At 67.6% G+C, this 25743-nt stretch carries 22 protein-coding genes and 1 pseudogene; 9 read left to right on the top strand and 14 right to left on the bottom strand.

The features are described 5' to 3' along the window. Positions 1-4 precede the first annotated feature (4 nt). The 3 genes from ACOI2T_RS26505 to aroA are packed head-to-tail and all read right to left on the bottom strand — an operon-like array spanning position 5 to position 3276. Entirely contained in the window at positions 5-931 is a 927-nt protein-coding gene (locus ACOI2T_RS26505; RefSeq protein ID WP_409506321.1) for a class I SAM-dependent methyltransferase, read from the bottom strand. A gap of 53 nt (positions 932-984) precedes the next feature. Continuing rightward, positions 985-1965 carry a ribosome small subunit-dependent GTPase A gene (rsgA, locus tag ACOI2T_RS26500; RefSeq protein ID WP_409506320.1) on the bottom strand — a complete coding sequence of 327 codons (981 nt, stop codon included), beginning with the start codon at positions 1963-1965 and terminating at the stop codon, positions 985-987. 6 nt (positions 1966-1971) lie between these two features. After that, positions 1972-3276, bottom strand: coding sequence for a 3-phosphoshikimate 1-carboxyvinyltransferase (gene aroA / locus ACOI2T_RS26495; RefSeq protein ID WP_409506319.1), 1305 nt, complete (start codon positions 3274-3276; stop codon positions 1972-1974). A 45-nt stretch (positions 3277-3321) separates the two neighbouring features. Here aroA and ACOI2T_RS26490 point away from each other — a divergent pair, with 45 nt between their 5' ends. Both ACOI2T_RS26490 and ACOI2T_RS26485 read left to right on the top strand, forming a co-directional pair. Next, positions 3322-4071: an SOS response-associated peptidase gene (locus ACOI2T_RS26490; protein WP_409506318.1), complete on the top strand. Its 750-nt coding sequence runs from the start codon at positions 3322-3324 to the stop codon at positions 4069-4071. Next, positions 4071-5561 (top strand): DUF7782 domain-containing protein, encoded by a 1491-nt coding sequence (locus ACOI2T_RS26485; protein ID WP_409506343.1) that lies wholly within the window; start codon positions 4071-4073, stop codon positions 5559-5561. Before ACOI2T_RS26490 ends, ACOI2T_RS26485 begins: the two co-directional genes overlap by 1 nt. Before the next feature lie 24 nt (positions 5562-5585). On the opposite strand, the gene ACOI2T_RS26480 is transcribed toward ACOI2T_RS26485, so the two are convergent. The 6 genes and pseudogenes from ACOI2T_RS26480 to ACOI2T_RS26455 all read right to left on the bottom strand — a co-directional run bounded on the left by ACOI2T_RS26480 (position 5586) and on the right by ACOI2T_RS26455 (position 12281). Beyond that, positions 5586-6245, bottom strand: a complete 660-nt coding sequence (locus tag ACOI2T_RS26480) for a class I SAM-dependent methyltransferase (RefSeq protein WP_421877413.1) — start codon at positions 6243-6245, stop codon at positions 5586-5588. 171 nt (positions 6246-6416) lie between these two features. After that, positions 6417-7781: pseudogene (locus ACOI2T_RS26475) on the bottom strand (13E12 repeat family protein); the annotation flags it as partial. Positions 7782-7936: 155 nt separating this feature from the next. Beyond that, a complete protein-coding gene (locus tag ACOI2T_RS26470; RefSeq protein ID WP_409506317.1) occupies positions 7937-9259 on the bottom strand; it encodes a DUF2339 domain-containing protein in 1323 nt (440 codons plus the stop codon). Between the two features lie 83 nt (positions 9260-9342). Further along, positions 9343-10401 carry a GNAT family N-acetyltransferase gene (locus ACOI2T_RS26465; protein WP_409506316.1) on the bottom strand — a complete coding sequence of 353 codons (1059 nt, stop codon included), beginning with the start codon at positions 10399-10401 and terminating at the stop codon, positions 9343-9345. 143 nt (positions 10402-10544) lie between these two features. Beyond that, entirely contained in the window at positions 10545-11393 is an 849-nt protein-coding gene (locus ACOI2T_RS26460) for an SDR family oxidoreductase (RefSeq protein ID WP_085147186.1), read from the bottom strand. A gap of 9 nt (positions 11394-11402) precedes the next feature. Further along, positions 11403-12281 carry a LysR substrate-binding domain-containing protein gene (locus ACOI2T_RS26455; protein ID WP_085147188.1) on the bottom strand — a complete coding sequence of 293 codons (879 nt, stop codon included), beginning with the start codon at positions 12279-12281 and terminating at the stop codon, positions 11403-11405. A gap of 143 nt (positions 12282-12424) precedes the next feature. On the opposite strand from ACOI2T_RS26455, the gene ACOI2T_RS26450 reads away from it, so the two are divergent. Genes ACOI2T_RS26450 through ACOI2T_RS26435 form a run of 4 tightly spaced genes read left to right on the top strand, consistent with a single transcriptional unit; the run spans position 12425 to position 15778 of the window. After that, the gene (locus ACOI2T_RS26450) at positions 12425-13588 is read left to right on the top strand and encodes an acetyl-CoA C-acetyltransferase (RefSeq protein ID WP_421877409.1); all 1164 of its coding nucleotides are present in this window, start codon (positions 12425-12427) and stop codon (positions 13586-13588) included. Further along, complete coding sequence (pcaD, locus tag ACOI2T_RS26445) at positions 13585-14346, top strand: 3-oxoadipate enol-lactonase (protein ID WP_409506314.1); 762 nt, start codon at positions 13585-13587, stop codon at positions 14344-14346. Before ACOI2T_RS26450 ends, pcaD begins: the two co-directional genes overlap by 4 nt. Beyond that, positions 14343-15131, top strand: a complete 789-nt coding sequence (locus tag ACOI2T_RS26440) for a CoA transferase subunit A (protein WP_085147194.1) — start codon at positions 14343-14345, stop codon at positions 15129-15131. The genes pcaD and ACOI2T_RS26440 overlap by 4 nt, the downstream gene beginning before the upstream one ends. Beyond that, the gene (locus ACOI2T_RS26435) at positions 15128-15778 is read left to right on the top strand and encodes a CoA transferase subunit B (protein ID WP_409506313.1); all 651 of its coding nucleotides are present in this window, start codon (positions 15128-15130) and stop codon (positions 15776-15778) included. The genes ACOI2T_RS26440 and ACOI2T_RS26435 overlap by 4 nt, the downstream gene beginning before the upstream one ends. 18 nt (positions 15779-15796) lie before the next feature. Here ACOI2T_RS26435 and ACOI2T_RS26430 read toward each other — a convergent pair whose 3' ends face one another. Together ACOI2T_RS26430 and ACOI2T_RS26425 are read right to left on the bottom strand one after the other, a co-directional pair. Beyond that, on the bottom strand, positions 15797-16357 hold the full coding sequence (locus tag ACOI2T_RS26430; protein WP_409506312.1) for a M15 family metallopeptidase: 561 nt from the start codon (positions 16355-16357) through the stop codon (positions 15797-15799). A 10-nt stretch (positions 16358-16367) separates the two neighbouring features. Continuing rightward, positions 16368-19049, bottom strand: coding sequence for a helix-turn-helix transcriptional regulator (locus ACOI2T_RS26425; RefSeq protein WP_409506311.1), 2682 nt, complete (start codon positions 19047-19049; stop codon positions 16368-16370). 142 nt (positions 19050-19191) lie between these two features. Between ACOI2T_RS26425 and ACOI2T_RS26420 the strand changes: the two genes are divergently transcribed. Then, positions 19192-19383 (top strand): hypothetical protein, encoded by a 192-nt coding sequence (locus ACOI2T_RS26420; RefSeq protein WP_131807582.1) that lies wholly within the window; start codon positions 19192-19194, stop codon positions 19381-19383. Here the strand turns inward: ACOI2T_RS26420 and benC are convergent. The 3 genes from benC to benA are packed head-to-tail and all read right to left on the bottom strand — an operon-like array spanning position 19374 to position 23472. Continuing rightward, the gene (gene benC, locus ACOI2T_RS26415) at positions 19374-21593 is read right to left on the bottom strand and encodes a benzoate 1,2-dioxygenase electron transfer component BenC (RefSeq protein ID WP_409506310.1); all 2220 of its coding nucleotides are present in this window, start codon (positions 21591-21593) and stop codon (positions 19374-19376) included. The genes ACOI2T_RS26420 and benC overlap by 10 nt on opposite strands. An 8-nt stretch (positions 21594-21601) precedes the next feature. Continuing rightward, positions 21602-22120, bottom strand: coding sequence for a benzoate 1,2-dioxygenase small subunit (gene benB / locus ACOI2T_RS26410; RefSeq protein ID WP_085147204.1), 519 nt, complete (start codon positions 22118-22120; stop codon positions 21602-21604). Next, positions 22117-23472, bottom strand: a complete 1356-nt coding sequence (benA, locus tag ACOI2T_RS26405) for a benzoate 1,2-dioxygenase large subunit (protein WP_409506309.1) — start codon at positions 23470-23472, stop codon at positions 22117-22119. Before benA ends, benB begins: the two co-directional genes overlap by 4 nt. Positions 23473-23690: 218 nt before the next feature. Between benA and ACOI2T_RS26400 the strand changes: the two genes are divergently transcribed. Then, entirely contained in the window at positions 23691-24593 is a 903-nt protein-coding gene (locus ACOI2T_RS26400) for a LysR family transcriptional regulator (RefSeq protein WP_067854727.1), read from the top strand. Beyond that, positions 24590-25693, top strand: coding sequence for a mandelate racemase/muconate lactonizing enzyme family protein (locus ACOI2T_RS26395; protein WP_409506308.1), 1104 nt, complete (start codon positions 24590-24592; stop codon positions 25691-25693). Before ACOI2T_RS26400 ends, ACOI2T_RS26395 begins: the two co-directional genes overlap by 4 nt. Positions 25694-25743: the final 50 nt, after the last annotated feature.

Raw genomic sequence — 25743 nt, 5'->3', positions numbered from 1 at the left:
CGTCCTATTTCCTGACAGCGGTGCTGTAGTAGTTGTCGCTCAGCGAATGCCTGCCGTCGATAGGTGGGGGCACGGCCAGTCCGGTATCGGCGAGCAGGGCGGTGAGCTGCGTACGAACCGTCGTCCAGCCGCGGGCGCCGAGGTAGTCGTCGACGTCGTTGCGCGGGCCCGGATAGCCGAGCTCGCCGAGTTCAACGTCGAAACCGTGTTCCTGCCAGCGTGCGGTGATCGGATCCAGCTCCCGGGTGCTCGCACCGTCCGGGTCGCTTCCGATCAGCGAAACCTCGCAGGCCAGTCTGCTTCCAGAGGCACTCAGTGCGGTGATGTTGTCGAGCAACCGGTCCTGGGCGTCGGCGGGCAGGAACGGCAACAGGCCTTCGGCGCTCCACGCCGAAGGAGCAGTCGGGTCAAAACCGCTCGCGCGCAAGGAAGTCGGCCAGTCGTCGCGCAGATCGATCGGCACCTCCCGGATGTCGGCGGTCGGTGCGGCCCCGAGCTGGGCCAGCGTGCGCGCCTTGAAGGTCAACACGTCGGGAACGTCGATCTCGAACACCACGGTTCCGGCGGGCCAGGCCAGCCGGTAGCCCCGCGCATCGAGGCCCGAGGCCAGGATCACCGCCTGCCGGATGCCCGCTTGCGCGGCATCGGTGAAGAACGCGTCGAAATACCTGGTGCGCGCGGCCAGCAGGTCGGTCATCTGCTGCATGCCCCACGGCGCACCGGGGATGTCGACAGTCGCGGCGTCGAGATCGCCGCTGGCCCAACGGGTGAAGAAGTCGATGCCGACGGCGCGCACCAGCGGTTCGGCGAAAGGATCGTCGATGAGGGCAGGTTCGGCTCGGGTGGCGCGAGCCCGCCCCGCCGCGACCATCGTCGCCGTGGCGCCGACGCTGGTGGCCAGATCCCAGGTGTCGTTGTCGGTGCGTTCCATGCCATCGATTTAACGCTTAGCCGAGCTAACCAGCAAGGTCGGTGGGGGAACTGTCAGCTTTCTTTCAGCGCTGCCAAGAGCCGTCGCGCGGCAGCCACCCGGTCGGCCGCCGCGCCCGAGAGCGTGTCGAGCGCACATTCCGGATCGGCAGGCGGACCCATGTGCCCGCATCCCCGTGGGCAGTCGTCGATGGTGTCGGCCAGATCGGAGAACGCCAGTATCACGTCGTCTGGCTCGATGTGGGCAAGGCCGAACGAGCGGACGCCGGGGGTGTCGATCACCCAACCGTCGCCGTCGATCGGCAACGCGACCGACTGCGTCGACGTGTGCTTGCCCTTGCCGACACCAGAAACCTCACCGGTAGCCCGATCTGCCTCCGGCACAAGGCGATTCACGAGTGTCGACTTGCCGACCCCGGAGTGGCCGAGAAACACGGTGACCTGACCGGTCAGCAGTGGGGCGACGGCGTCGAGCGGGTCGTCGCGGCCGGCGTTCACGATCGTCAAATCGAGCCCGTCGAACTGCGCCGCGAAGGGCTCGGGTGGCGCCAGATCCGATTTGGTCAGACACAGGATCGGTTGCAGGCCACCGGCATACGCGGCGATCAGCGCACGTTCGACGAATCCGGTGCGTGGTGGCGGATCGGCCAGCGCCACGACGATGAGCAGCTGATCGGCATTGGCGACCACCACCCGCTCGGTGGGATCGGTGTCATCGGCCGTGCGGCGCAAGACCGTTCGGCGTTCACCGCGCCGCACGATGCGGGCCAGGGTGTCAGGGCGGCCCGACAGGTCTCCGACGACGTCGACGTCGTCGCCCACGACGATCGGGGTGCGGCCGAGTTCGCGGGCCCGCATGGCGGTCACGCGATGGTGCGGATCGCGGGCGAGCGCACAGCCCCAGCGGCCACGATCCACGGTCACCACCATCGCGGACCGGGCGTCGGCATGGTCGGGCCTGGTCTTGGTGCGCGGGCGGGTACCCCGACCCGGTCTGATGCGGACGTCGGATTCGTCGTATTCCCGCGCGCTCAACGGCTGTCAATCCCCAGGCGAGTCCGCCAGCATGTTCACCCACATCAGCGGAAAGTCGGGCAGCGTCTTGGCCGTCGTCTCGATGTTCTCCACCTCGACACCGGGCACCCGTAGGCCGATGATCGCGCCGGCCGTGGCCATCCGGTGATCGGCGTAGGACCGCCACGTTCCGCCGTGCAGTGGCCGTGCGGTGATGAGCAGGCCGTCCTCGGTCTCGGCGCAGTCCCCACCGAGGCCGTTGATCTCGGCGGTGAGCGCGGCGAGGCGATCGGTCTCGTGCCCGCGCAGGTGGGCGATCCCGCGCAACCGTGACGTGGCGCCCTCCCGGGCCAGGGCCGCCAGCGCGGCCACGGTAGGTGCGAGTTCGCCGACGTCGTGCAAGTCGGCGTCAAAGCCGTCGTACTCCTCGGCGCCGGTGACTTCGAGGTGTGAATCCACCTGTCGGGCAGAGGCGTTCACCTTGGTCAGCAGATCGAGGATGGTGTCGGCGGGCTGGATGCTGACCGTGGGCCAACCGGCGATCCGCACGGTCCCCCCGGTGACGAGTGCCGCGGCCAGGAACGGGGTGGCGTTGGACAGATCCGGTTCGATGTTCCAGGCCCGCGCGGCGATCGGGCCCGGATCGACGTGCCAGCGGTTGGCCACCGAGTCGTCGACGTCCACTCCGGCATCGCGCAGCATCGCCACCGTCATGGCCACGTGCGGGGCCGAGGGGACCGACTCGCCGGTGTGCACGATCGTCAGTCCGTCGGTGAACGACGCACCCGACAGCAGCAACCCGGAGACGAACTGCGAGGACCCCGACGCGTCGATCTCGACAGTCCCGCCGCTGACCGAGCCATTTCCGCGCACGACGAACGGCAGGCCGTCACCGTCCACGTCGACGCCGAGGTTGCGCAGCCCGTCCAGGAGCGGCGCGATCGGGCGCGCCCTCGCCTGCTCGTCACCGTCGAACGTGACCGACGCCGTGCTCAGCGCGGCGACCGATGGCACGAACCGCAGTACCGTGCCGGCCAGACCGCAGTCGACGCGGGCGTCCGGGGCGGGGGCGATGGCGCCGCCGACGGTCAGTTCACTGCCGTCGCCGGTCACGTTCACACCCAGCGTGCGGATGGCCTCGATCATGAGGTCGGTGTCCCGGCTGCGCAGCGCCCCGCTGACCGTCGAGGTGCCCTGCGGGGTGGCCAGCGCGGCGAGGATCAGCGCTCGGTTGGTCAGTGACTTCGAGCCGGGCACCGTCACCGTCGCATCGACAGGCGTGGTGGTCGACGGGGCAGCCCAGGCTGCTTTCTGCTCGTCGTGTCCGCTCACGGCCTATATCCTGCCTTGTCGCCCGATTCTGCAACCATGGGCTCTATGTGTGGACGTTTCGCGGTCACCACCGACCCGGCGCTGCTGGCGCAGAAGATCCAGGCCATCGACGAGACCACCTCGGCCTCCGGTGACAAAGACGTCGCGGGCGCCAATTACAACGTCGCTCCGACCACGACCATCAGCAGCGTGGTCAAACGCCACACCGAGCCGGATGACGAGTCCACCCGGCGGGTGCGGTCGATGCGCTGGGGTCTGATCCCGCCGTGGGTCAAGACGGCAGAGGACGGCACGCCGGACAACAAGGGCCCGCTGCTCATCAACGCACGCGCCGACAAGGTGACCAGTTCGCCGGCGTTCCGCAACTCCGCCAAGAACAAGCGCTGCCTCGTGCCGATGGACGGCTGGTACGAGTGGAAGGGCCAGAAAGGCGAGAAGACGCCCTTCTACATGTACGGCGCGGACGGTGAGCCCCTGTTCATGGCGGGGCTGTGGACGACGTGGCGACCGGCCGGCGCGCCAAAGGACGCACCGCCGCTGCTGAGTTGCACGATCATCACGACCGACGCGGCCGGGCCCCTCGCCGACATTCACGACCGCATGCCGTTGACCATCAGCGCCCCGGACTGGGATCGCTGGCTCGATCCCGATTCCCCGATCGACGAGGGGCTGCTGCGGGGGCATGGCGACCTCGATCGGATCGCGATCCGTGAGGTGTCCCGGTTGGTCAACAGTGTGCGGAACAACGGCCCGGAGCTGATCGAGCCGGCCGAGCCGGAAGCATCCCTGTTTTGATCATCGAGCCTGGCGTCGTCGACGCGATCGGCACTGATCTGCGCGCAGCGCAGTACACGGTCGACGGGGTGGCCGACCTGCTGGGGGCGGACGTGAACGCGGCGCTCGGCCGCGGAGTGTGGTGGCCGGCCCTGCGCGCCACGAACGCCGCACCCGCCGATCGGCAGCGGTTGGCCGTCCTCGTGCGGCTGTTTCTGCTGGGCAGCGACGAGTCCCGGGAACAGGTCGAGACGGCGCTGCCGTCCGTGTCCGTGGAGGCCCTGGCCGCCAACGGTGTGGTCGAAGTGTCCGGCGGTGCGGTGAGCGCGGCTCTCGATATCCGCCCGCACAGCGACGGAGCCCACGATTTGATCGTCGTGTCCGACCAGGACGCCGCGCTGCGCAGTGGCCCGCTCCGGCACGACCACGTGCTCGGCATCGGTGGCGCGTCGATTTCTCTGGCCCGTGCCGTGATTCGCACACCCGTCAACCGCGCACTGGACCTGGGCACCGGCTGCGGCATCCAGGCGCTGCACCTCGACGCGCACTGCGCCGAAGTCGTGGCGACCGATACCAATGAGCGCGCGCTGGCGCTCGCCGCTGCGACGGCGCGCCTCAACGGCATGTCGTGGGATCTGCGCCACGGCAGCTTGTTCGAGCCCGTCGCGGGGGAGCGCTTCGACCTGATCGTGTCCAACCCGCCGTTCGTGGTGGGGTCCGGTGCGCGGGACTACATCTACCGGGATTCCGGGATCGCCGGAGACGCGTTGTGCGAGAGCCTGATCGAACAAGTCGGCGATCATCTGCTGCCGGGCGGCACAGCGCACATCATGGCCAATTGGATCGTCGGCTCGGAAAACCCCGACTGGCGGGATCGCGTGCGCGGCTGGCTGGCCGGCACCGGCCTGCACGCCTGGGTCGTGCAGCGTGAGCTCGCCGACCCGATCAGCTACGTCTCGCTGTGGCTGGCCGATGCCGGTGAGACACCCGAACAGATGGCCGACCGCGGCGGGCAGTGGTTGGACTGGTTCGCCGAACAAGGCATCGCCGGTATCGGCATGGGCCTGATCTCGCTGCGGGCACCGCGCAACGGCGAACGCCCCGAGCAGATTCTCGAAGAGATCACGGCCGCCGACGAACTGGTCACCGGATCGGAAGTCGACGCGTTCTTCGCTCGCCGCGCGTACCTGCGCGACACCTCCGATGACCAGCTGCTGGCCGCCCGGCTCTCGACGGCACCGGTGTTCCTGGAAGAGCAATCTTTGCCCGGCCCGGACGGGTGGCAGCAGATCGGGGCAGCGGTCCGCCGCCCGGGCGGTCCGGCCGCGGTCATCGGCGTCGACGAAGTGTTGCGGGCTCTACTCGCCGGATGCCGCGGAGAAGTCCCGCTCGGCACGCTCATCGAACTGCTCGCGACACATCATGGCGTCGACGCCGATGCGCTCGCCGAGGCCGCGCTGCCGGAGGTCCGCGAGGCCATCGGCCGCGGGATCCTCTATCAGGCGCAGTAACCGAGCCGTCAGGACGCGGCTAGCTCACCGGCGGCGTGCGGTCGCAACCAGGTAGGGACTGGTGAACGACACCTGCCCCGCGTCGTCAGCGCATTCGGTCAGCGCGGTCTCGAATGCCGTCAGCAGCTGACCACGCTGCGGCTCGTCGAGCCGCCCCAGCAGATCGACGTGCATGGGCGACTCCTGGCCGATGAAATGCATCGCGCTCGACACCGATCCGAATTGCCAAGTGTGCAACCGCTTTTCGATCGCGAGGTCGTCGAAGTCGGCGGCCAGCCGTGTCGCCACGATGTCCGGATCGCCCCAGTCGTCGGGGGAGTGGCCGGACGCCGGCGGCTGCCCGAGCGTCTGGACGATCGGGTTGTAGAACGGGCTGCCCGCCCCGTCGCGGATCCATGAGGAGAACCCGAACACGCCGCCGGGCCGCAACAGCCGCGCGACCTCGGCCACCAGACTCTTCGGTTCGACGAAGATGATGCCCATGTTCGACGTCACCGCGTCGAAGCCGGAATCCGGCAGTCCGGTACTGGCGGCGTCGGCCACCACCCAGTTGACTTCGGCGCCGCCCGGCCGGTTGGAGGCGATCTCGATCAACTCGGGCGTGAGGTCGACGCCCGTCACGCCGGCACCGGCGGCCGCGGCTGCCAACGCGGCGCTGCCGGTACCGCACGCAAGGTCGAGCACCGTGGCGCCGTGGATCGGACGACGGCTGTCGACGGCGGCGACGACTTCACCCGCGATGGCTGCGATACGTTCGGCGACGGCTTCATAACGCCCGCCGGCCCAGTTGGTGGGTTTGGCTTCAGTCACAGATCGAGTATGCCTATCGGCTTTCGCGCCATCGTCGCCCTCGCCGGGCGGGGCGGGGTCGTGCAGGAGTTCGTCGGGGTGGTGGACGTGGTTGGTCTGGAGTGCAGTCGTGCCGTCGGTCCAGCCGAGGCGACCGTTGGGCATGACTTCGGTGATGAGTTCGCCGCGGGTGACGCGGGCATGGTCGGGCCCGCATGCGAAGAACAGTTTGTTGGCATCGGTGGCGCCGGCCGGATCCCAATCCGGACTGTGGTGGACCTCGGAGTGATAGCCGGGTTCTGAGCAGTTCGGCCGGGTGCATCCGCCGTCCCGGGCATAGCAGATGATGCGTTGGTCGGCGGTGGCGATGCGGGCCTGGCGGGCGAGGTAGAGGGGACGCTCGGAGTGGTCGTCGAAGATCGCCAGATAGTGGATGGCATCAGCGGCCATGCGGATCAGATCCCGCATCGGCAGTGCGGTATCGCCGCCGGTGCGGGCGGGAGTCGGCATCGGAATGCCGGGGTCATGGACGGCATGCGCGGCCTGATTGAGTTCGGCCAGTGTGGTGCGGGCGATCACGGTGACCGGATGGCCGCGGTGTGAGCCCATGCCGCCGGACGCGATGCCCAGTTTGAGGCCGAGCTTGATGCCGTCGTGGCAGCGCTGATCTCGGGTGCGGTCGTCCTCGACCTTGGCAAGCGTGCCGTCGGGCAGATGGCGGCCGGGGCGAACCGCGGCGGTGGACGCTTCCACAAAGCTGCGGGCTTCGGGGTCGATCCAGCCGTCCAGTCGCGACATGCCGTCGGGGCCTTGCGGGCCGAGGTGCAGGCCGCGGCGGCGCGCCCGGTCTTCTTCGTTGTAATGGCCGTCGGGGTTGAAGATCTCATCGATGCGCCGCCCCGCGGTTTTGACGATCTCGGCGTCGTTCTTTCGGGCTTCGCGCACGAGGCTGCGTTCGACTTCGGCGCGGTCGTCATCGGACACACCGGACGGCAGGGTGTCGACGGCCCGGCAGATGGCGCGTAGATGATCTTCACCGATGGCGCCCTCCTCCAATGCTGCTGCCACCAGTGGGAGTTCGGGCGGGGCCGGCGGGCCGGTCAGCCGGCGGCGCGGACGAAGCCGGGCGGCAGCCTTCATGCGGCGCTTGATCTCTTTCGGCGGAATGCGCAGCCGCGCCCACAGGCTGTCGGCAACCGCCGGTCCCATCCCGGCTTCGTCCGGCGGATCGGCGATCTCGCCGAAGATCCGGTACATCAGGCCTCGGTTCGTGCGCTCTTGAGTCTCCAGTCGCTCGGCCATCTCGACGCGAAACTCATTGCCCACCCCATCCGAGGACAGGCTTGCCATCTCGGCGTAGGCGGCGTCCACGTGGTCGGCCAGCGCACGAAGGTGCTCAAGTGCTGCCTCTGCGGTGGTGAACTGAGCCATGACCCCAACGTATCGAACACACGTGCGAAACGCCGTGCGTATTCGACCTGCCAGGCCGAATCTGTGGACGAAAACGAAACTGGGGATAAAGGCGGGCTTCAGACGGTCCGTGCGCCGAAGGTGTCAGTGGCACGTGGTATGTGGCCACGCGCGTTCTACGGCAACCGGCCGGCGAAACCGGGCTCGACGTCGGGTTGGACGAAGCGGAAATGCGAGTTGGACTTCTGGAGGAATCGGCGTTCGAATTGCCCTTCGATCCGCTTGCCGTCGAGCATGCCGGTGAGCACGAGCCGATCCGGCGCGTCCTGGCGGTAGTAGAGGACGATCGGCTCGGCTCGCCCGGGATGCTTGAGTTCGATGCGGTCGTCGTCGATTTCGAACTCGTGTGACGTGACGTAGCCGGCGGCGTTCTGGGTGACGATGCTCCTGAAATCGCTGGCCCGGTACGTGATCGCGACGTTGATCCAGGGCTCCGGTGCGGTGTCCTGCAGTGTCGCCTGCCGCCCGTCGATGGTGAATGACGTTGTCCGCCAGACCCCGTCGATCTCCGATTTGCGCTCGTGCATGTAGTGGAGCGCCACGATGCTGAAGGTCGTGGTGAGCGCGATGAAAGCGCCCGCGAGCACCCACTTCGTCACCGTGCCGGTGCGGCGCACCCACCGTGTGCCCGAGCCGAGCGGTGCCCACAGCGTCACGGGTTCGACGGGTCCACGCTGCAACAGCATCGCCGCCAGGCTGCGCCAGTACGGTGCGGTGATGCCGATGGCGATGAGCAGGAGCTGTCCGGAAATCTGTTTGACCGGCACGTCGTAGAACAGGTTCAGCAGGAAAACCTGGCCCATCGCGACGATGGCGAGCAACGCACCCATCAACCATGTGCGACGCCACAGGAGCAATACTCCGGACACGAATTCGACCAGACCCGCCGCGATGGAGTATGGAGCGGAGGCGCCCATGAACCCCCACAGGGTGTTCATCAGGCTGACGTCGCCGACGAGCTGAATCTGGTAGGCGGGCAACGCCATGTAGCCCATCTGGGCCGGGATGACTTTGGCCAGCCCGTACAGCAACATGGACACCGCGAGCGCGAATCGCGCGACGACCAGCAACAGCGCCGCAAGGCTGCGGTAGTTCGGCCGTTGCTTGTCGAGCGCGGTCCAGACGGCGGTGATCGCAAGGGCCATAAGGATCCAGCCCAGGTGGAAGTACCAGGTGGCCAGCGAATCACCGGAGCCCGAAAGGGTCAGGGTTGCGCCCGAACCGCCGGCGACGCGCTCGCCCAGGTGTGCGAGCGCGTCCAACAGCGGCTTCCACAACACGCCGAGGCCGAGATTGCCGTAGACGGAGAGAACGACGATGCCTCCGCCGATCGTGAACAACAGTCGAAAGGCGAGCTTCTGCAATGGCGTCCAGGCCGGGACGGGCGGCGTGGATTCTTCTGCTATCTGGTTGTCTGAGAGACCGGCTGCGCTGCTCACGCCAGAACGCTATCTGAGCGCGACGGGTCCGTCGCGGGGGTTAACCTCCAAAATCGTCTGGCACTAGGCGATTTGGATGCGCGTCAGAGTTGTTTGACCAGACTCACCGAACGGTCCACCGTGGTGAAACCCAGCTTCTCGTACAACGCCAAAGCGCCTGTGGGACTCTCGAAGTCGACATCGAGGACCGCACGGTCGAGTCCGTCAGCCCGGTAGGCACGCATGGTGTGGGTGAGGAGCGCCTGGGCGAGCTTGCGGCCGCGCCATTCCCGCGCGACACCCACCGAGTTGATGTATCCGAACGAGTGGCCGACGAGCGCCCATTCTTCCTTGTTCACCTCGCTCAGCACGTAGGCGACCACCTGGTCGTTGCCATCGACGTCGGTGGCGACCGCCAGGAAGGACAGGTCGGGCCGCGTGGTGCTGAGCCGGTCGCCGATCTGCCAGTCCTCTTCGGTGATGGGCTGGCTGCCCCAGTGGTCGCGGAACGCGTCGTTGTGCGCGTGGCGGGTCGGCTCCGACCACTCGGGACCGTAGTTGACGATACGCACCGAGTTATCCAGGGCGACATCGGGAATCGGCTCGGCAAGATTGCGTTCCAACTCGTGCCACCATCTGACCGACTCGTAGCCGTTGCGGTGCAGCAAGCGCACTTTCGCCGTGGCGATCTCGTTCGCCCCCGACCCCAGCCATCCGGGCAGGCACTTGTCCGAGCCGGCGAGGTGCTGCAAGCCACGCTGTTCCTGCCAGCGCAGGAGCGCGGTTCCGATGCCCTCGCCACGACGGTCGGGGTGTACCGCGCCGTCGAGGGCTACCTGCACGAGTGATTCCTGACTCGAGTTCAGGGTCGAGGTCCCGTACGCGACAGCCTGTCCGGATGAGTCGAACGCGATGATCGTGTCGGCTGCGGGATCGAAGTCGGATCGCGTGAATTCCTCGGTGATTTCTTCCTTCGTGACCAGATACCGCGGGTGGTCGACCGTGCCCGCGGCGCCCAGGAGCGCCCAGATGGCCACGATGTCGTCCTTCGTCGCCGCGCGCCACGTCAGGTCGTCGCCGACGGCCGGAATGTCAACCGTCGCAGGGGCAGTGACTCTGGCGCTGAGGGGCAGATCGGGGGCCGGGGTATGGCCGGATGTCATCGTGGTCCTTTCACCATCGTCGTGACATCGCCGACCATACCGACGGCACGCGCAGCGAGCGACTGAATTTTCCACGCCAGCCGACCGCTCGCGAAAGGCTGTCCTCAGTTCCGTTGGCGGCCAACACCATTCAGTCGGCGGTGCTAGGGCTGCACGTAGCCCGGCGGGTTGGGGGTGTCCACCCACAGATCCACACCGAGGTCCGAGCCCGGCACACAGTCGTAGACCGACAGATCGGTGACGCCGTTGTCGAGCAGCACGTCCTCACACAGCAGGCTGTGACCCGTGTACTCACGAGCCGGTTTGTTGAAGATCGCGTATGCGGCGTCGGCGTACACCGCGGGCTTGCGGGCCCGTGCCATCGCCTCGTCGCCGCCGAGCAGGTTCTGCACGGCCGCGGTGGCCACCAGGGTGCGCGGCCACAACGTATTCGACGCGATACCCGCCTCACGCATCTCTTCGGCAATGCCCAACGCGCACAACGTCATCCCGAATTTCGCCATCATGTACGCGGTCGGCTTGAGCCACTCCGATTCCAGCCGGATCGGCGGCGACAGCGTCAGAATGTGCGGATTCTCCCGGCCTTTCATGTGCGGGATACAGGCCTGCGACACGGCGTACGTACCGCGGATCTGGATACCGTTCATCAGGTCGAACCGCTTGAGCGGCACCTCTTCGATCGAGCCGAGGTTGATCGCCGACGCGTTGTTGACGCAGATGTCGATGCCGCCGAAGTGCTCGACGGCCTTGGCCACCGCACCGGCGACCGAATCGCCGTCACGCACGTCACCCACGATCGGCAGGGCCTGCCCGCCGGCCTCCTCGATCTCCTTGGCGGCGGTGTAGATCGTCCCCTCGAGTTTGGGGTGCGGTTCGGCGGTCTTGGCGACCAGCGCGATATTGGCGCCGTCGGCGGCCGCCCGCTTGGCGATCTCGAGACCGATACCGCGGCTGGCACCGGAGATGAACATGGTCTTTCCGGACAGTGTCATGAGGTCACCCTATTCCGTGAGCTCGCGCAACACTCCCAACACATTGGCGATGACGGCCGAATCCTGAGTCCGGGCGGCGACCAGGTCGACGCCCAACGACGCAGGCGCCAACGGCACGTAACGCACCCCGGCGATGTCGAGCGCGGCCGTGGGGGCGGGGACGATCGCGACGCCGATCCCGGCCGCGACGAGCGTCACGAGGGTCGAGGTTTCGGAGACCTCCTGACGGATCCGCGGCACGTACCCGGCATCGGCGCATATCGCCGCGACCAGGTTGCTCATGACCGAGCGGCCATGGCCGGCGTGAACGACGAAATCCTCGTCGCGCAGATCGTCGACGGTCACCTCGGCGCGGCCGGCCAGGCGATGGTCGGCGGGCAGCGCGGCCAGCAACCGGTCGCGGCGCACTGTCTCGGTCACGACGCCGTCGTGCATCACCGGCGGACGCAGCAGCGCGAGATCGATGCCGCCCGAGACGAGGGCCTCGAGCTGGGCGGGCGCCAGCATCTCGCCACGCACACTGACCTCGACACCGGGCAACGATTCGCCGAGCGCCCGGACCAGCTGCGGAAGCAGTGAATACGTGGCCGAACCGACGCATCCAATCGCCACCCGTCCCTCGATACCCGCGGCGATCCGCCGGGCCTGGCCGGCCGCCTCCTCGACGGCGTCGAGAATCTCGACAGTGCGCTGCAGGTAAGCGCGGCCGGCCGGGGTCAGCTCGACCGTGCGGGTGGTGCGGATCAGCAGCTCGACACCGAGCTCACGTTCGAGCTGTCGGATCTGCTGGGACAATGGCGGCTGGGCGATGTGCAGGCGTTCCGCCGCGCGGCCGAAGTGCAGTTCCTCGCCGACGGCCCGGAAGTAGCGCAGGTGACGCAGTTCCACTATTAGGACTCCGTGCATATCAATGGGGCAGATCTGAGTATTTCAAAATATGTGTCCGGTTGCCTAACGTCGAAGGCGTGACTTCGGCTTCATCCGCGTCCCAAGTGGTGATATGCAGCCCGATCCGAACCCCGGTCGGCCGGATGGGCGGCGCGCTGGCAGCCCTGACGGCGACGGATCTGGCCACGATCACCCTGCGTGAACTCGTCACCCGCACCGGCTTGGGTGAGAACGACATCGACGACGTCGTGCTCGGCAATGGATACGCCAGTGGTGAGGCCCCCGCGATCGGCCGGATCGCCGCACTCGATGCCGGCCTCGGCACCGGCGTGCCGGGCCTGCAGATCGACCGCCGCTGCGGGTCGGGATTGCAGGCGGTGCTCTACGCGGCCGGACAGGTCGCGACTGGTGCGGCCCGCACCGTGGTCGCCGGCGGCGCCGAATCGATGTCGAACGTCGAGCACTACGCGCTCGGGCTGCGCACCGGTGTGCGGCAGGGCGGCATCGCCCTACAGGACCGACTGGATCGGGCGCGCGAAACCGCCGGTGGCGCAAGCCATCCCATTTCAGGCGGAATGATCGAGACCGCTGAGAACCTGCGCCGCGAATACGCCATCTCGCGCGAGGAGCAAGACGCACTGGCGCTGCGCTCGCATCAGCGCGCGGTCGCCGCGCACGAGGCCGGCCGGTTCGCCGATGAACTCGTGCCGGTGACCGTGCCGGGTAAACGCAAGCCTGACATCGTCGTCGACCGCGACGAGCATCCCCGCGCCGACATCAGCATCGAGCAGCTGGCGTCGTTGCGCCCGATCCGCGGCAAGGTCGACGCCGAGGCCACGGTGACGGCCGGCAACGCCTCTGGCCAGAACGACGGCGCCGCGATGTGCGTCGTCACCACCCGTGCCGAAGCCGAAAAGCACGGTCTCACACCGCTTCTGATGGTCAAGTCGTGGGCGGTCACCGGATGTGCACCGGAAACGATGGGCATCGGGCCCGTCGACGCGACGGCCGCGGCGCTGGACCGGGCCGGCCTGGTGCTCGACGAGATCGACCTCATCGAGCTCAACGAGGCGTTCGCCGCTCAGGTGCTCGCGGTCCTGGACCGGTGGAAGGTCGACCCGCTCGACGACCGGGTGAATCCCAACGGTTCTGGGATCTCGCTGGGCCATCCGATCGGCGCCACCGGCGCGCGCATCCTGGCGACCGCGGCCCACGAAGCCGTCCGCCGAGACGCCCGCTACGTGCTCGAAACCATGTGTATCGGTGGGGGACAGGGCCTCGCGGCAATTTTCGAGGCGGTGCGATGAGCGTCCACCACATCGTCAGCGGGCGGCCCGATGCGCCGGTCGTCGTGTTCTCCAACTCGCTCGGCTCGACCCACCGCATGTGGGATGCCCAGTTGGCCGCGTTCGAGGAACGGTTTCGCGTGGTGCGTTACGACGCGCGTGGGCACGGCCAGTCGCCGGTGCCCGACGGCCCCTACTCGATCGACGACCTCGCCGATGACGTCGTCACGCTGATGGACGCCCTCGACGTGGAACGCGCGCACGTGGTCGGGCTGTCGCTGGGCGGCATGACCGCCATGCGGCTCGCCGCGCGCAACCCCGAACGCGTCGACCGGTTGGCCGTGCTGTGCACGGGAGCGCAATTGCCGCCTGCCTCGGCGTGGACCGACCGAGCCGCCACCGTGCGGGCCGACGGCACCAAGGCTGTCGCCGAAGCCGTCGTGGCGCGGTGGTTCACGCCCCAATTCCTCGCCGAGCGGCCCGACCTCAAAACTGAGCACGAAGCCATGGTCGCCGCGACGCCGGCCGAAGGCTACGCGGGCTGCTGCGAGGCCATCGCGGCACTCGACCTTCGTGCCGACCTGCCGAACATCACGGCACCGACGTTGGCGATCGCCGGAACCGACGACCCGGCAACCCCGCCCGCGAAACTGGCCGAGATCGCCGACACCGTGCGCAACGGCCGCCTGGTCGAGGTGGCGCATGCGGCCCACCTCGCCAACGCCGAGCAACCCGGCATCATCACGCCCGCCCTCATTGATTTCTTGGAGCGATCATGACCCTCAACAAGGTGGTCGAATCGGCGGCCGTCGCCGTCGCCGACGTCCCCAGCGGCGCCAGCCTCGCCGTCGGCGGATTCGGCCTGGCCGGTATCCCGTGGTTTTTGATCGAGGCACTGTTGGAACAGGGCGCGGACGATCTGACGATTGTCTCCAACAACTGTGGCGTCGACGGCGCCGGGCTCGGCCTGCTGCTGGAGGCGGGCCGCATCAGCCGGGTCATCGCCTCCTACGTCGGCGAGAACAAAGAGTTCGCGCGTCAGTACCTCGCAGGCGAACTCACCGTCGAACTCACCCCGCAGGGCACCCTCGCGGAGCGGATGCGGGCCGGCGGCAGCGGGATCGGCGCGTTCTTCACGCCGACGGGCGTGGGCACGCTCGTCGCCGAGGGCGGCCTGCCGTGGCGCTATCACCCGGACGGCACCGTCGCGCTGGCCTCGCCCGCCAAGGAGGTTCGCACCTTCGGCGGCAAGGAAATGGTGCTCGAGGAATCCATCGTCACCGACTACGCGCTCGTGCGGGCCGCCGTCGTCGACAAGGCCGGCAACTGCAAATTCCACGCCGCCGCACGGAACTTCAACCCGCCGGCCGCGATGTCGGGGCGGGTCACCGTGGTCGAGGCCGAGCAGGTCGTCGAGGTCGGCGAGCTGCATCCCGACGAGATCCACCTGCCTGGCATCTTCGTCAAGCGGATCGTCGCGCTGACGCCGGAACAGGCCGCGCACAAGGACATCGAGAAACGCACGACCCGGGCCCGCCCGGGCTCCGAGGAGGCAGCACGATGAGCTGGACCCGCGAACAGATGGCAGCACGCGCCGCGGCCGAACTGCACGATGGCGACTACGTGAACCTCGGCATCGGGTTGCCCACCCTCATTCCGGACTACCTGCCGGAGGGCTCGGACGTCACACTGCACGCCGAGAACGGCATCCTCGGCGTCGGGCCGTTTCCGTATGACGACGAGGTCGACCCGGATCTCATCAACGCGGGCAAGCAGACCGTGTCCGTGGTTGCCGGTGCGTCTTTCTTCGACTCGGCAACAAGTTTCGCGATGATCCGCGGCGGGCACGTCGACGTCGCGGTGCTGGGCGGTATGCAGGTCGCGGCCAACGGTGACCTGGCCAACTGGATGGTGCCCGGATCGATGGTCAAGGGCATGGGTGGCGCGATGGATCTCGTCAGCGGAGCCGGCCGCGTCATCGTGCTGATGGATCACGTCGCCAAATCCGGTGCTGCCAAACTTGTTTCGTCATGCAACCTGCCGCTCACCGGCAAGGCCGTGGTGAGCCGGGTGATCACCGACCTCGGCGTCTTCGATGTCACGGGTGACGGCTTCCGCGTCGTCGAGCTCGCGCCCGGCGTTGACTACGACGACGTGGTGGCCAAGACCGGCGCGACGGTCATCGGCGGCCGCGTTCCCGCGGGCGTCTAGGGTCCGTCAGCGAGTAGATCAGCCCGCCGCGTTGGGCAGCAGTGGCGGACAGTGGCCCCCCGGGTCGGCGACCAGTTCGAAGTGCCACAGTTCGTTGGCGTAGATCTGGCACAGCCCGAACCGGGAGCCGTTGGCGATCAGCCATTGATCGGCGCCCGCGCCGCCGATGTCGACGGCCTCGCCGGTGACGTGCCGGGATGCCGCCGGAGTCTGTACGTACTCGCGCGCGGCGGCCAGGCTGCCGTACGTCTGCACCGCGTCGTCGAGCAGGCTCTGCTGGAACTCCGCGGACCGCCACCCCGAGGTGACGGTCATCGTGATGCCCTCCGCAGCCGCGGCGGTGGCAGCGTTCTGGATGGCGGTCAGAAGCCGCGGGTCGAGCCGGTTGATGGCCGGATTCTGCACGTCGAACGGGGTCAGGGTCTGACCGTTCGCGAGGGACCCGTCACCGGGATCGATTGCGATCGTGTTGTCGGCGAGCTCGATCTGCGGGGTCGCGGTCGGTGTGCCGAGCGCCGCGACCACCACACCTGCGACCAGCGACGCGACCGCACCGGACCCCAGAAACCTCCCCATCATCGTGCCCACATTACGCACCGTCGGGTGATCTGCGAAGTGCAGCTAACTCTGCACGGGACCGAACGCCCAACTTTGCGTACACCCGGGTCAGGTGGTACTGCACCGTCTTGGGGGAGACGAACAGTTCGGCAGCTACTTCACGGTTCGACAAGCCCTGCGCCACGAGTGAGGTCACCGCGTCTTCCTGCGGGGTCAGTTCGACGCTGTCGCGCGAGCCGCGCAGTTGGTGCAGGCCGCCGGCCTTGAGTTCGCGCTCGCAGCGGGCGACGACGGCGTGCGCGCCGAGCGACAAATACAGGTCGCGAGCAGTGCTGATGACGGCGTCGGCCTCACGGCGCTTCCCGGCCCGGCGCAGGGTCTGACCGTAGGCGAAGTTGATGCGTGCCCGGTCATAGCGCAGTGGCAGGCCGTCGATCAGGGCCAGGGACTCCTCGAACTTCACGCGTGCCGCCGCGAGGTCTCCCTGGGCACCCAGGAGCCTGCCGCGCGCGTATCCGAGACGTGCCATGGCCGAGCGATGCCCACGTTCCTCGGCCTGCTCTTCGTGCGGGCGCAGGAATACGTCTGCGGCCTCCAATTTCCCGTCGATGACCAGAGCGTTGGCCATCAGGTCGGGCCACGGCCAGTAGCCGGGTTCGGCGAGTGAGGTGCCCGACGCCATCGCGGCGAGTGGCTCCACGACGCGTAGTACCTTCGCGTAGTCCGCCTCGGCCTCCGCGACCTGCGCCCGCGCGAGAATGGTGGGTATCCGCATCATCTCGTAGTCCTGGGTGACCACGTCGGCCGCGCGTACCGCGGATTCCGCTGCGGCCCAATCGCCGCGTAACGCATGTATCTGTGCGGCAGTCCATTCCAGGAGCGGTGTGACGATCACGATGCCGCTGGAATCGGCCAGGTCGAGACCGGATTCGACGGTGGCCAGGGCGGCATCCCAGTCCCCGCTGACGAATTGCACGCGGGCCAGCCAACCCTTCGCCCACAATGTGATTCGCGTAGATCCGCCCAAACCTGCCGTGGCCACCGCGCTTTCCAAGTTACTGCGGGCCGCGTCGACGTCGTCGCGAATGAGTTGCAGCCAGCCCCGGCCCATCGTGATGCGCTGCGCCTGCGCACCGTGCCGAAGCCGGCCCGCCAGTGCGTCGTAGGACGCGGTTGCTTCATCCGGACGTCCTGCGGCGGCCAGTCCGAGTCCGCGGATCGCGGCGGACTCGATCCCGGTCGGGGAGTCTCGATCGGCCAGGCGCAATGCGGTATCAGCCCAGCCGACCAGTTCGTCGCCGCGGCAGCGGATGAGGGAGTGCAGCACGTAGCGCCGCGCGATGAGCGCGGCGATCTCCGGATCGCGCTTGCTGTTGACGATGTCCCAGGCTCGGCGCAGCCGGACCTCGGCTTCGGTCGCGCGACCCCGCAGTATTGCGAGATACGCCAGAACGGCGTTGCGCAAGGGAGTTTCGCGGAGAACCTCGACCGAAGGCACGAGGGATGCGGCAGCCGAACAGTCGCCCGCGGCCACGAGCGCGTCGACCGAGCGCGTGAGGCGTTCGTCGCGCAGCAATGGATCCGGTGTCAGCCGACTCGAGTCGCGAAACAAGATCGCGGCTTGCGCCCACGCTCCCTCGTTGCCGCGCGTGTGGGCCAGTGCGTTGACCTCGTCGGCGAGCGTTTCGTCCGGCAGGGGTGCGGCGGCGACCCGGTGCCGAAGCTGCCGCGCCTGGTCGGTGACGATCTCGGCAGCACGGCGATGCGATTCGGCAACGGCGCGTACCCCCATGAGCTGCAGCACCGCGGTCCGGCAGAGTGGATCGGGTAGGCTGGGCTCGAACTGCGTTGTCTGCACCAGTAATCCGGCCGACACGCCGGCGTCGAGGCCGACCAGTGGGTCATCGGCGCCCGCCAGCGCGGCGGCCTCGGCGAGGGATGCGCCAGCACCCAATACGGCGAAGGCCTCCACCAGGGCGCGGCCATCGGTTCCGCAGTGCAACAGCGCGGCCTCGACGGAAGCCAGGACGTGCGAAGGCGCAGGCAGGGTCGCGTCCGGGCGGGACCACACCGCCGCAGGCGCCTCGTCGAGCAGGGCCAGCGCGTGCCGCGGGTTGCCCCGAGTATGGCGGGTCAGTGCGTCGACCATCGCGGGATGCAGTGTGACACCATGCCTGCGGGCGATCTCACCGATCGCGTTCGGAAGCAGCCCGGCCAACCGGATCTGGTGCGCGGCGATGTCGGCGGACACGTCGTCGAGGGTCTCCATGCCGAGTGCGATCAGCACGGGGATCTCACTCTGATGTCGCACCAGGGTCGAAATAGCCTGCAATGAAACAGGATCAGCATTGTGGGCATCGTCGATCACCAGCAGTAGCGTGCCGCGACCGGTCAAATGGTCGACCAGGTGCGCCGCGGCGTCGAGCGGATCCGCGGGCATCTCGTCCTGGAGCAGTTGGGCGAGCACGCCGGCGGGCATCTCGTCCTGGAGCAGTTGGGCGAGCACGCCGGCGGGCAGATCGGACTCCCATGCGGTGGCCTGTGCCCACCGGCCGGACCGTTGTGCCGCGAGTTCCCTCAGCACGGCGGTCTTGCCGATGCCGGGTTCGCCGGTCACTGCGACCACGACCGCGCCGTGCTCGGCCTCGGCGAGCAGGTCTGACAGTTCAGCCAGTTCGCGCTCCCGGCCGATGCATCCTGTCGAACCGACCACATCCACATCGTACGGCGCACGTCCGGGCCGTCAGGCCGAAGAAATTCGATTGCGTGTGTGGACCTTCCGGAGTACCCACATTGGTTGGGTGGAGATCCGATAGAAGGGTTGGGGGATTGTGCGCTGCCGCAAAGGCGACGCCGTGACTGCGCGCCGCCAGATCGAAGGGATTGATGTCCCGGTCGTACCCGCAGGGTCCCGCGGGACGGTGTTGACGACGACCATGCTCGGCAGGCCCAAGAGGGTGTTCTTCGCCGTCTCGGATGGCTGGGGACTCAAGCGGTTTCAGGTGACGGTCCGGCCAGGCGACGTGCAGGTGGCCGATCAGCCCTGATCGCCGCCCGCCACCGGCAACACCGACCCGGTGATGTAGGACGCCTCATCGGAGGCCAGGAAGCAGATCGCCGCGGCTTGCTCGGCCAATGTGCCGTAGCGATGCATGAGCGAGGATTCCAGCGTCTGGTCGATATGGGCTTGGAACCACGCTCGTTCGGTGTCGGTCGTGGCCTGCGGGGTGCCGCGGGATATGCGCCGGGGCGGAGCCTCGGTGCCACCCGGGGCGGTCGCGACGACGCGGATGCCGGCATCGGCATACTCCATGGCCAGCGACGCGGTGAGCGCGTTGATGCCGCCCTTGGCCGCCGAATACGGGATGCGATGAACACCGCGCGTGGCCGCCGAGGACACGTTCACGATCACGCCGGTGCCTCGCTCGACCATCGAGGGCAGCACGGCTCGGCAGGCGTACAGCGTTGTCATCAGCGATCGGGTGATCTCGGCTCGGATCTGTTCTGCGGTGAACGTCGTGAAGGGCTTGAAATTGATGGCTCCGCCGACGTTGTTGATCAGCACGTCGATGCGGCCGAACTCCGTGATGGCCTGCCGCACCAAGGTGTCTGCGCCATCGTCGTGCTCCAGGTCTGCGGTCACCGCCAACGTGCGGGGCCCGGCGGCGGCCAGCTCGTCGGCCAGTTCTTCGACCAGTTCGGAGCGGTCGGCGAGGACCAGGATGCCGTCTTCGGCGCTGATGCGCCGCGCGGTGTGCTCACCGATACCCTGTGCCGCACCGGTGACCACGACGACCTTGCCCGCGAATCGGCCGGGGGTGATGAACTTCGGCCTGCGCGCGGCACGGGCCTGTTCGCTGTCGGCCATCGCGCGCCGCATCGTCTGCTTGGACCGGCCTGCGTGCGCGGTGATCAGTGCGCGCGGCGGCGCGAAAACCGGTTGGCCACCCACCGAACGGGACGCGGAAGCGATGAGCGTCCCGCTGTCGTCGTCGAGTGGATGGATGACACCGTCGGTGACCGGGGCCATCAGTTGGCCAGCGATGCGACGGGCGGTGTCGCCGGTGTCACCGACGGTCACCGGGCGCGGCCATGGGGTGATGGCGGCAGTGGCGTTGCGGGCCAGCATTTCCTGGCCCGCGACCGCACGGACATCGGGGGCAGGCAACAGCGTTTCTCCGCCACCGGTGGCCGTCGTGGTGTCCTGGGCGTGGTCGGCGGGGGAGCCGCCGTGGGCGAGCGCGAACTTCTCGTAGTAGAAGCCCGTCGGCTCGATGCCGGTTGCGGTGACGTGCTTGCGGACCGACTCGACCATGGCGGGTGGCCCGCACAGATAGATCGCCACGTCGCCGTCATAGAGCTGGGCCGGCTCGATCAGCGTCATCACCCGGCCCTGGTTGGCAGCCCGGGTCTGCGGATCGGACACACAGTGATCCCAGGTGAAACCCGGTACTTGCGAGGCGATCTCGCGCAGTTCGTCGAGTGCCACGACATCGTCGTCGGTCTTGGCGCCGTAGATCAGGTGTGCCTTGCGGCGGCTGCCGTCGGCCGCCATCTTGCGCAACATGGACAGGATCGGCGCCAGGCCGGTGCCGCCGGCCAGCATCAGCACCGGACGTTTCGCCTCGCGCAGGAAGAACGAGCCGTTGGGCCCGGTGAACGTGAGGGTGTCACCGACGGCCGCGCGGCGGCTCAGGTAATCCGACATCGCGCCGCCCTCGGTCAGCTTCACCAGGAAGGTCAGCCGGGGCTCATGCGGCGCATTGGCGAACGAGTACGACCGGTGCACGTCGGTTCCCGGGACGGCCACGTTGACGTACTGCCCGGGCAAGAACGCCAACTCGGATCGATTCGGGATCTCGACCGCGAACCGGACGATGGTCGGTGACAGACGGGTGAGTTCGACGAGCGTGCCGGTGTACGTGGCGGCCTGGGTCTTGGCGACGTCGGACGTGCCGGCGATCTGCAGCACGAGATCCGAACGCGGCTTCATGCTGCACGGCAACACATAGCCGGCCTCGGCCTCGTCGGCAGGCAACGCGTCGTCGATGTAGATGCCGCCGTCGTAGCTGCCGGATTCGCAGTGCGCCTTGCAGGTTCCGCAGGCGCCGTCGCGGCAGTCCAGCGGGATGTTGATGCGCTGGCGGTAGGAGGCGTCGGCCACCGTCTGGTCTTCGCGGCATGTGATGAAGCGGGTCACGCCGTCCTCGAAGGACAGTGCCACGGAATAGTTCTGGGGTTCGGTTACGGCAGTCATGGCTGTCCCTAGAAGTGGTAAACGTCCACCACGTGGTGGATGTAGTCGTTCTTGAGCACCACCGTCTTGCGCCGGATCAGCGGCTGCTCACCGGAGAAGTCGATAGTGTAGAACGACGTCCCGTAATACGGGTCCACCGTCTTGTACCGGAAATACATGGTGTGCCAGTTGAACCGGACATCCACGAGGTCGCCGCGGCGTTCGATCACCTCGACATTGCTGATGTTGTGGCTCGTGCGCGGTTCGGGCAGCGACGTCGCCGACGACCGCTCGGTGCGGATACGGAACACGCGATCCTCGAGCCCGCCTTTGTTGGCGTAGTAGATCAGGGAGATGTCGCGTTGCGGATCCTCGACGAGCCGGTCGTCATCGCTCCATGACGGCATCCAGTAGACGACGTCGTCGGCGTAGCACTCGAGCCATTTCTCGAATTCGCGGTCGTCGAGGTAGCGGGCCTCGCGGTAGAGGAACTGCTCGATGGCGTTCTGCGTGATCAGTTTTGCGCCGGTCTGCTGTGCGGTGTTCATCGCTCCGCCCCTTCCTCGTCCGCCAGCGCTTGTCGCATGGTCTGCAGCCAGTACCCGTGCTGGACGGGGTAGAGGCCCTCGTCCTCGTTGCGGATCCCGGCCGACACGATGCCCGTCATGCCGAGCGATTCGGCGAGCGGATCAGGACCGGACAGCCAGTGTTCGGCGCCGCGGCTCATGTCGTTCCACGGTGCGGCCTGGGCCCGGAACGTGAGCTGACATGAGCGGAACTCCTCCAGATCGTCGGGTGTGGCCATCCCGGAGGCGTTGAAGAAGTCCTCGTACTGCCGAATTCGATGTGCGCGGGCCTCGTCGCTCTCACCCTTGGGGGCGATGCAGTAGATCGTCACCTCGGTCTTGTCCGGGGCGATCGGCCGGAAGTGCCGGATCTGCGTCGAGAACTGATCCATCACATACACATTGGGATACACACACAGGTTGCGTGAGCCCTTGACCATGAACTCGCCCTTGGCTTGGCCGAATTGCGCCTTCAGTTCGTCGAGCTTGTCCCACAGTGGACGGTCCTGCGGATTGGCCGCCCAGGTCCACAGGCACAGGTGCCCATGCGGGAACGACCAGTAGCCTCCGCCGGACTTGCCCCAGCCGCCGGCGTCGAGTGCCTTGGTGTCGTTCTTCGATTCACCGGTGTTGCGCCGACTCGTGGTGGCGGCGTAATTCCAGTGCGTCGCGGTGACGTGATAGCCGTCGGCCCCGTTCTCGGCCTGCACCTTCCAGTTGCCGTCATAGGTGTAGGTCGACGAACCACGAAGCACCTCAAGGCCTTCCGGCGACTGATCGACGAGCATGTCGATCACGGTGGTGGCGTCGCCGAGGTGTTCGGTCAGCGGAAGGACATCGGCGTTGAGGCTTCCGAACAGGAATCCCCGGTAGTTGTCGAACCGGGCCACTTTGGTCATGTTGTGGGATCCGTTGACGTTGAAGGTGTCCGGGTAGCCGGCCCCCTCCGGGTCCTTGACCTTGAGCAGGGTGCCGTCGTTGCGGAACGTCCACCCGTGAAACGGGCACGTGAGCGTCGTACGGTTGTCGGTCTTGCGGCGGCAGATCATGGCACCGCGGTGGGCGCAGGCGTTGATCAGACAGTGCAGTTGCCCGTCCTTGTCGCGCGTGACGACCACGGGCTGACGTCCGATGTAGGTGGTGAAGTAGTCGCCCGGGTTGGGCAGCTGGCTTTCGTGGGCCAGGTAGATCCAGTTGCCCTCGAAGATGTGCTTCATCTCCAACTCGAAGATCTCATCGTCGGTGAAGATGCGGCGGTTGGCGCGGTAGATGCCGGCGGCAGGGTCGTCGATCACGGCGTCGGCCAGCACGCTGGCCAGATGGGTGGCTGTCATATCGGTCCTCCAGGTGTGCGCGACGATGCGCGATAACAGCACTGTGGCAGCGAGTGGTCGGCGTCACACTAGGCAGACTCCTAGTCCTGACTCAGGCGCCTATTGATAAAGGTCCGCGATTAATAGAGCGGAAAGAAGTCCTTGTTCGATATCTATCCCGGAGCTACCGTCGATGTGTCAACCATCACAATCGCTCGGACAGCCGGAAGGAGGGCAGCGTGGAGCTCAGGCATCTTCGATACTTCGCAGCCGTGGCCGACACCTGCCACTTCGGCCAGGCGGCCGAACAGCTGCACGTCGCGCAGCCCGCGCTGTCGTATGCGATTCGCCAGCTCGAAGCCGAGCTCGACGTGACGTTGTTCAACCGGACCACGCGCCAGGTCTCGCTGACCGCGGCCGGGGAGTTCCTGCGGGGCGAGGCAATTCGCATACTGGCCGGCGTCGACGATGCCGAGCGCGGGGTGCGCCGCATCGCCCGTGGACGCGGCGGCCTGTTGCGGCTCGGACTGACCGGCACCGCCGCGTTCTCCCATCTGCCGCGCATCGCCCGCATGGTCAAACGCGAACTGCCCGCCGTGGCGCTCGAGATCCAGGCGGATATGTTGACCCCCGAACAGTGCGACGGTTTGCGAACGGGCGCACTGGATCTCGGCGTGCTGCGGCCCCCCGCCGTCGGTGAGGGCATCGAGATGGCGACCATCGACGTCGAATCACTCGTGCTCGCCGTCTCGGTTGACCACCGGCTTGCCGTCGAACCCGTCGTCTCGCTCACCGACCTCCGCACCGAACCGTTCATCGCCTACGCCAGTCGTGACTCCGCGGTCAACGACGCGGTGCTGCGCAGCTGCCGCAGCGCCGGATTCGTCCCGCACCGCGAGCACGCCGCACCGGGCACCGCGGTGCTTCTGGCGCTCGTGGCCGCCGATCTGGGTGTGGCCGTCGTCCCCGAGTCGGTGCGGGCGCTGCCCCTGGACGGTGTGGTGTTCCGCGATCTCGTCGACGGCGGGACCATCGAGCTCGCACTGGCCTGGCGCCGGGATACCGACAACCCGGTCGTCGACACCGTCGTCGAGATCCTTGCATCGGCGCTGCGCCGAGAGCCGCTTGAGGAGAAGCTGTGAAAATCACTGCGGTTGAAGCGATTCCATTCGCGATCCCGTATGTCAAGCCATTGCGATTCGCCTCCGGCGAGGTGCATGCCGCCGAACACGTCTTGGTGCGCGTTCACACCGACGACGGCGTCGTCGGGGTTGCCGAGGCGCCGCCGCGGCCCTTCACGTACGGCGAGACGCAGACCGGCATCGTCGCGGTGATCGACCAGATCTTCGCACCCGCGCTCGTCGGTCTGGCCTTGACCGAGCGTGAGGTCGCGGGCACCAGGCTCGCCCGCACGGTCGGCAACCCGACCGCGAAGGCCGCGGTCGACATGGCGATGTGGGATGCGTTCGGGCGCACCGTCGGGCTGCCGGTCAGCGAGCTGCTCGGTGGCTACACCGACCGCATGCGGGTCAGCCACATGCTCGGCTTCGACGATCCGGCGAAGATGGTCGCCGAGGCCGAACGGATGCGAGACACCTTCGGTATCAGCACCTTCAAGGTCAAGGTGGGGCGGCGTCCGGTGTCGCTGGACACCGCGGTCGTCCGTGCGCTACGCGAACGTTTCGGATCGGACGTCGAACTCTATGTCGACGGCAACCGCGGCTGGTCGGCGTCGGAATCCATGCGGGCGATGCGCGAGATGGCCGATCTGGACCTGCTGTTCGCCGAGGAGCTGTGCCCGGCCGACGACGTGCTCGGGCGGCGCTGGCTGGTCGAGAAGCTCGACATCCCGTTCATCGCCGACGAATCCGTGCCGACACTGGCCGACGTTACGCGCGAGGTGCTCGGCGGTTCGGCGACCGCGATCAACATCAAGACCGCGCGCACCGGCTTCACCGGCTCGGCCCGGGTGCACCACCTCGCCGAAGGACTCGGCCTGGAGATGGTGATGGGCAACCAGATCGACGGACAGCTCGGCACCGCCTGCGCGATCGCGTTCGGCACCGCCTACGAGCGCACGTCGCGCTACGCCGGTGAGCTGTCCAACTTCCTGGACATGAGCGATGACCTGCTGACCATGCCGCTGCAGATCACCGACGGGCAGCTGCACCGCAGGCCGGGCGCGGGCATCGGCGTCGACATCGATCCCGACAAGCTCGCGCACTACCGCACCGACCTGTGATTTGTGCACGTTGAGCGGCGCTGGGCGCCGGTGACTGTGCACAAATCGCC

The organism is Mycolicibacterium wolinskyi str. Jessa 2025, assembly GCF_049241375.1.
Classification (GTDB): domain Bacteria; phylum Actinomycetota; class Actinomycetes; order Mycobacteriales; family Mycobacteriaceae; genus Mycobacterium; species Mycobacterium wolinskyi.
The sequence above is the reverse complement of the archived record's forward strand: the minus strand, read 5'-3'. Positions and strand labels throughout refer to the sequence as shown.